This window comes from Paenibacillus sp. EB106-06-01-XG199 (genome assembly GCF_058791575.1).
This window is the reverse complement of record NZ_JBYTDQ010000003.1, coordinates 559009-565793: the sequence shown is the minus strand read 5'-3', so window position 1 is coordinate 565793 and position 6785 is coordinate 559009. Positions and strand designations below refer to the sequence as shown.

4 protein-coding genes and 1 pseudogene are annotated in these 6785 nt (G+C 48.1%); 2 read left to right on the top strand and 3 right to left on the bottom strand.

Translation table 11 applies throughout. The annotated features are described in order from the left end of the window. Positions 1-1308 (top strand): annotated as a pseudogene (locus AC3WT9_RS13330) (glycoside hydrolase family 5 protein); the annotation flags it as partial. A 3-nt stretch (positions 1309-1311) separates the two neighbouring features. Next, complete coding sequence (locus AC3WT9_RS13325; protein WP_492407706.1) at positions 1312-2880, top strand: fibronectin type III domain-containing protein; 1569 nt, start codon at positions 1312-1314, stop codon at positions 2878-2880. A 163-nt stretch (positions 2881-3043) separates the two neighbouring features. Here the strand turns inward: AC3WT9_RS13325 and AC3WT9_RS13320 are convergent, their stop codons facing one another. The 3 genes from AC3WT9_RS13320 to AC3WT9_RS13310 form a co-directional block, all read right to left on the bottom strand. Then, on the bottom strand, positions 3044-4576 hold the full coding sequence (locus AC3WT9_RS13320) for a DUF3502 domain-containing protein (protein ID WP_341095140.1): 1533 nt from the start codon (positions 4574-4576) through the stop codon (positions 3044-3046). Between the two features lie 142 nt (positions 4577-4718). Continuing rightward, a complete protein-coding gene (locus tag AC3WT9_RS13315; RefSeq protein WP_076114482.1) occupies positions 4719-5603 on the bottom strand; it encodes a carbohydrate ABC transporter permease in 885 nt (294 codons plus the stop codon). Between the two features lie 11 nt (positions 5604-5614). Further along, positions 5615-6595, bottom strand: coding sequence for an ABC transporter permease (locus tag AC3WT9_RS13310; protein WP_341095138.1), 981 nt, complete (start codon positions 6593-6595; stop codon positions 5615-5617). Between the last annotated feature and the right edge of the window lie 190 nt (positions 6596-6785).

The window sequence follows — 6785 nt, the reverse complement described above, 5'->3', positions numbered from 1 at the left end:
ACCGTAACCGGCTTGACTGCAAATACAGCATACAGCTTCACGGTAAAGGCAAAGGACGCAGCAAATAATATATCGGCAGCAAGCACGGCTCTGAGTGTAACAACCAGTGCATCTGCAGATACCACAGCACCAACCATACCAACAAATCTTATAAGTTCCTCAAAAACGGCAACAAGCGTAAGCCTTGCTTGGGCAGCATCCACAGACAACGTAGGCGTAACAGGGTACGACATCTATAATGGAACGACTCTGGCCGGATCCAGCACAGCAACAAGCTATACCGTAACCGGCTTGACTGCAAATACAGCATACAGCTTCACGGTAAAGGCAAAGGACGCAGCAAATAATATATCGGCGGCAAGTACGGCTCTGAGTGTAACAACCAGTGCATCTGCCACCAACCAGGGATTCTATATTAACGGGACAACTTTATATGATGCTAACGGAATTCCCTTTGTTATGAGAGGGGTTAACCATGCTTACACTTGGTACAAAGGTCAGGAGTCTGTTGCCATTCCTGCAATTGCCAAGACAGGCGCAAATACCATTAGAGTTGTCCTTTCAGACGGGCAGCAATGGTCGAAAGACAGTCTGGCAGCCCTACAAAATCTCATCACCTTGTGCGAACAGAATAAATTGGTGGTAGTCGTCGAAGTCCATGATGGAACTGGCTCGGATAGTGAAGCAGTACTTAATAATATAGCGAATTACTGGATTGAAATGAAAAGTGCACTCATCGGAAAAGAAAAAACCGTCATCCTCAACATTGCTAATGAGTGGTACGGCACATGGGATGGGGCAAACTGGGCAAAAGGGTATGCTTCTGTAATCCCGAAGCTTAGAAATGCCGGAATCAAAAATACCATCATGGTTGACGGAGCGGGATGGGGACAATATCCGCAATCCATAGTTGATTATGGAACACAGGTGTTTAATGCGGACCCGCTGAAAAATACGCTGTTCTCAATCCATATGTACGAATATGCCGGAGGAAATGCTGCAACGGTTAAGAGTAACATAGACAATGTATTGAATAAAAATTTGGCTCTTGTAATCGGCGAATTCGGAATAAAACATACAAACGGAGATGTTGATGAAGCGACGATTATGAGTTATTCTCAGCAAAAGGGTGTCGGCTATCTTGGATGGTCGTGGAAAGGAAATGGTACCGGGCTGGAGTATCTGGATATGTCAAACGATTGGGCCGGAACCAGCTATACCGAGCAAGGGAATGCCATTATCAACGGTCCAAACGGAATTAAAGCAACCTCGAAGCTAAGTACGGTATTTGAAGGAACCTCCGATAATCAGGTGCCGACAACACCTTCGAATTTGTCCGGTACATCACCAACATATTCTACAGTTGTGCTGACTTGGACAGGATCAACTGACAATGTAGGGGTGGCAGGATACAATATTTATCGGGACGGAACTCTGGTTAATATCAGCCCAGCGACTAACTACACGGTTACTGGCCTCAAAGCAAATACCACTTATGCATTTACTGTAAAAGCGATCGATGCCGCAGGTAACTTGTCTGCTGCAAGTAATGCCGTAAGTATAAAAACAGCTGACAGCAATGATAAAACAGCGCCTACTGCTCCAGCCAGTCTTGTTGTGGTCCCTGCTATCACATCGGCAAGTCTGACTTGGACCGCGTCAACTGACAACGTTGGCGTTGCTGGCTATAACATCTATGCGGATGGAGAATTACAAGGCACCAGTGCAAAGACAAGCTACACAGCATCCGGTTTGACAGGTGCAACCTCATATACCTTTTCTGTTAAGGCTTTTGACGATGCCGGAAATGAATCAGCCGCCAGCAACTCTATCGGGATCATTACGGGGGATCCTGGCAACATTCAAGTTATTGATCCGGGGATTATAGATAAATACACAACTTGGTATGTTGGAATCAATGGTGCCGACAAGCCGGCTTCCCCGACGGTTGCCAAGCTGTCTCCGCTTGAGAATGGCGGACTTGGTATGACCTTTAATCTGCAGACGGAGAACTATCCAAGCTTCCAGGTAGATCCGGGCCCTGCTGAAGATTGGAGTAGCTACAGTAATATGAACCTCATCATTTCCAATCCCAATGCAGTTGAGGTTCAGATCCAACCGATTGTAAAAGACGGCGAATGGGCATGGGTTGAATTAGGACAGTACATTAAAATTCCTGCGAAAACTACCATTATCTCCACAGTACCTTTGACAAGTCTCACGAACAAAGATGTAAATCGTATAATTTTACGTGTACAAGGTGGAGGCAGTGGTTTAGCGGGCAGTCTTCAATTGCATACTATCAGTTTTGATTTGGAGCAGACAGCGTATGCTGCGACGATCGCAGAAATGAACCGCCCCAAAACAGCAAGCTTCTATCCTTGGAATCTCATTGAACCTTCATACACCGGGAATGTTTCCAGCGGGTTGGAAGGGGAGACTCTTTTTGTGAAATATAATTCAACGATCAGCGATACAGTTTCAGCAGGTGTAGCAACTGAAACCAAGCCTGGTCTTGGTATAGGCGATGATTGGTCTAAATATGCCAGCGTTTCCTGTAATTTAACCAATACCGGAACGAGTGCCGTTCATGTTTCTTTGGTAGTCAGAACGAACGGTGGATGGGTATGGCAGGAAACAGGAGGCCAGATATCAACCGATCCTTCAGTGGAGAGGATTATCGGACCTGGTGAATCTGTCGATGTCGTATATTCATTTCATTCTCCCATTTGGAAATCAGCAAAAACAAATTGGGCTAATCAAGCCAAGCTGGAAAATGCAATTGATGTTAGGGGAGTTCAATTTAAGGTATATGCCGGATCAGGTGAAACCGCATCAGCGGGAACACTCCTCATTAAAGACTTTGAGTTGAATTTCTAAACAGCTTTGGTAAGCTGATTCCGGAAGCGGTGCAAAAATGCGAAGGTGAATTTAACTAACTAGCGCAATGCAGAAAACCAGCGTGCCTCCCGTATAATAGGGGGCACGCTGGTTTTGCTTTGCAAGACATCACTATTTTCCAGCGCTAGCTAGGCTAGGCTATTTACTGCTGCTTAGCGTACCATTCCGAGAACTGCTTTTGATATTCGGCGATATATTTGTCAATTCCCGCTGCCTTCAGTCTTTCCAGCGCTTTGGGGTAGGCGGACTCATAATCGCTGAAGCCGCTGCCGATTGGCGCGAGGTATTCAGTAAATACTCCATTCAGCTTCGTTTCTTCATTCTTGACCGGCGTATTGTCGAAGTTGAAGCCTGCGCCTTTGGAGATGATTGCCCCGTCATCCCAGGCTTTATATCCGGCGATAAAATCATCCGGCACCGTGTTGTCGAAGCGGATGAAATTTTTGTTCATCAGCAGCCAGTCGGGAATCAGCGGATCGGTGGTTATTTTCGTGAGCCGCCCTTTGTCATCCAGGGAGAAGTCCGTTCCCTCAATGCCGTAGGCGAACAGGTCATACAGCTCCTGATTTTTTTGCAGCAGGTTGAAGAACATCACGTAGCGTTCCGGGTCCTTAGCTGCGGCGGAGACGAAAAAGGCGCTGCTGTAGGTGCCCCGGCTGATCTTCGGACGGCCGCTGCCAAGGAAATAGTTAACCAGCTTGGCTTCAGGCACCGCCTGCGAGATTGTAGCCGCACCCTCGAAAGGACGCGCTGCCGTACCCGCCCAGAACATTGCTTTGCCGGAGTTCCAGTCGGACTGCAGCTGCGGAACATTGGTGGCGGCATATTTCGGGATGATTCCTTTCTCATACCAGCCGTGCATCAGCTTGGCATAACTCTTGAATTCTTCGCTTTCAAACCAGCTGATGATTTGATCGTCCTTAGCAGACTCATCAAGCGCAATGAAATCATTTTGCCAGTACAGATTCTTGTCCGTGTAATCATATTGCAGCATTCTGCGGGCATCTGTGGAGGCATAACCAATCAGCTCCGGATGAATGGCATGGACCTTGTCATAGAACTGCTCCAGCTCTGACAGCGAGGTGACTTTGGTCATGTTGGCCTCCTCCAGCAGATCCTGTCTGACCAGCACGCTGTAGAATTCTGCGGAATTCGGCTTGTTGCCGACAGGAATTGCATATTGCTTGCCGTCCAGCTGGAAGGCGCTGAAGGAAGCCGCGTCAACATTTTTACTTAGGTCAGGTGCGGCATCCACATAAGGAGTAAGATCGGTATACAGCCCTTTGGCGACTGATTTCACCATATAATTGCTGTCAGTGTAAGTGGCAAAATCCTCTCCCGTAGACAACATCAGGTCAGTTTTGCCTCCGCCGTATTCGGTCCAGGGCAGAAACTGGAATTCCACCTCGGCATTGATTTCTTTCTTGATCACATCATGGAATTCCGACTTGCCCAATGCTTTCATCCGGTTCGACTCATCCCCGTACAGCACAATTTTTAGCTTGGCGGGAGCCAGGCCGCTGCCTGCTTGGTTATCACTGCCTGCAGAGGGGCTTGTACCTTCACTTCCGGCTCCCGCAGTAGAGTTAGCGCTTTCATTGTTGCCCTGGGAGCAGGCGCTTAACAAGAACACAGCGGACAGGAGCAAACTTAACCAACCTTTTTTCTTTTTCATGATGAACCCTCCTGAAATAGAATCGATATGCTTGAAGCTATATTGCAATGGCAGTGCTCCCTTACGTCCCATTGTACAACAAGTTGAAGCAGGGGAGCATTAGCCTGGTGCAATCCAATTTAGGGCAAAACCTGGCGGGGAATCAGCCTTTGACCGAACCCACGACAATACCTTTAACGAAAAAGCGCTGGAGAAAAGGATACAATATGGCAATCGGCAGGACGGTCAGGCAGGTCATTGCCATTTTGGCCGTCTCCAGCGGAGGAGCAATAATTGCGCCACCGACCTGTGCGGCGTTGCCGGAAGCCAGGAACTGGATGTTCGCCATCATGTTGTACATCAAATATTGGATCGTATAGAGATCCTGGTTGGACACCAGCATCAGCGGCAGATAGAAATCGTTCCAGAACTGCAGCGCGTAGAACAGGGAGATGGTAACCAGTCCGACCCGGCCCAGCGGGACCATAATACTAAAGAAGATCCGCAGGTGGCCGGCACCGTCAATTTCCGCCGATTCAACAATTTCATGCGGAATGCTGCGGAAATAGTTGGCCATCAGGAACATCAGAAAGACGCTCAGCAGATAAGGCACGAACAAGCCTAGCAGGGTGTCGCCGAGATGATAATATTTGGTGCTCAGTAAATACCACGGCAGGGTGCCTCCGCTGAAGAGCATGGTGAAGTAAGCGAAGAAGGCGAAGACATTTTTGAGCCGGAAGCTTTTGACAGAAATAACGTAGGCATAGGCAGTGGTAACCAGCACTGCGGAAAGAGTACCCAGCACCGTAACGATCACCGACATGGAATACGCCTTCAGGATCTGCTGCGCTTTGGAGCCGAACAGAAATTCATAGGTTTCAAAAGTGAAGCCCCGGGGCCAGAAGGAGTAGCCTTCCGCAGCGATTCGCGCTTCGGTGGATAATGAGCCGGATACGGCCAGAACAAACGGCACGAGACAAATGACCGAGAATATGGCAATACAGAAATAAAAGAAAATGAGCAGCCCTTTGCTGTCGGTAGTTGGCATCTTGCGGCCTCCTAAAATAGTTTGCTGTCTTTGTCATACCAGCCGGCCAGCTTGTTGGCCACTAGCACCAGAAGGAAGCCAAAGACGGATTGATAGAGAGTTATGGCTGAAGCGAAGCCGAATTCGCCGGAACGAATGGCTGTACGGTATACATACACATCAATAATATCGGTGGTGGGCAGTAGCAGCGGATTCAAGAAGGTTACCCCCATAATCATGCTAAGATCGCCTTTCAGCATGCCGCCAATACCGAGCAGTGTCATCAAAATAATGGACGGAATCAGCATCGGCAGCGTGATTTTGGTAATGATCTGCCATCTTGAGGCACCGTCGATCCGCGCGGCTTCATAATAGGAGGGATCGATTCCCTGCAGCACCGCATAATAGATAATCGCTCCGTAGCCTGCGCTTTTCCAGATATTCGCCAGTACCAGGATGATAACGAACAGCCAGGGGCTGGAATACCAGTCGACTTGGGCAAGTCCAAGCGAATGGAACATCTGGTTGAGAATACCCTTGTCATAATCCAGCAGGGAGAAGAGAATCGCTCCGATAATAATCCACGAAATAAAATAGGGGAAAAACATCACACTCTGCGTTACCTTGATAAACCATTTACTGCGCAGCTCGTTCAAGATGATGGCGATCGCCACCGAAAAAAACGTGCCCGTCAGCATATAAAGCGCATTCAACATTACCGTGTTGCGTGTCGCCCTGAGGGCATCCTCCATACTGGAGAAGAAAAACTCAAAGTTGGAGAAGCCTGCCCAGGGGCTGCCGAAGATCCCGTCGTTAAAGTTGTAGTTTTTGAAGACAAGAATCAGTCCGCTCATCGGCAGGTACGCAAAAAGTATCAACACGGCGATGCCCGGCAGTGCGAGCAGATACAGCGAGCTGTCCTTCCTCAGAGATTTGCGGAAACTACGGCTTCTGGCCGTCCGGGTCTTCAGACTGTGCCGCCCCGTGGTCTCCGGTATAGCCTCTTGGCTCATTAATCGTCCACTCCTTTAAAGTAGCATTATCATTTCTGTCCCGTGTTCCAGGAGCATGTTCTACAAGGCAAAGCATAAAGCTGAAATCAATGTAAACGCTATCATAATAAACGAAAAAAAATTAAAAAAACGGAATGTATAGGCTTAAAAAAAGCAAAAAAGCAGCACTATTTTGCTTTTTAGGCTATGA

What these genes read in the sequence shown, in the direction of transcription:
- AC3WT9_RS13315 (WP_076114482.1), bottom strand. Translation starts at nt 5,603, where the DNA reads ATGCCAACTACCGACAGCAAAGGGCTGCTCATTTTCTTTTATTTCTGT.
- AC3WT9_RS13320 (WP_341095140.1), bottom strand. Translation starts at nt 4,576, where the DNA reads ATGAAAAAGAAAAAAGGTTGGTTAAGTTTGCTCCTGTCCGCTGTGTTC.
- AC3WT9_RS13310 (WP_341095138.1), bottom strand. Translation starts at nt 6,595, where the DNA reads ATGAGCCAAGAGGCTATACCGGAGACCACGGGGCGGCACAGTCTGAAG.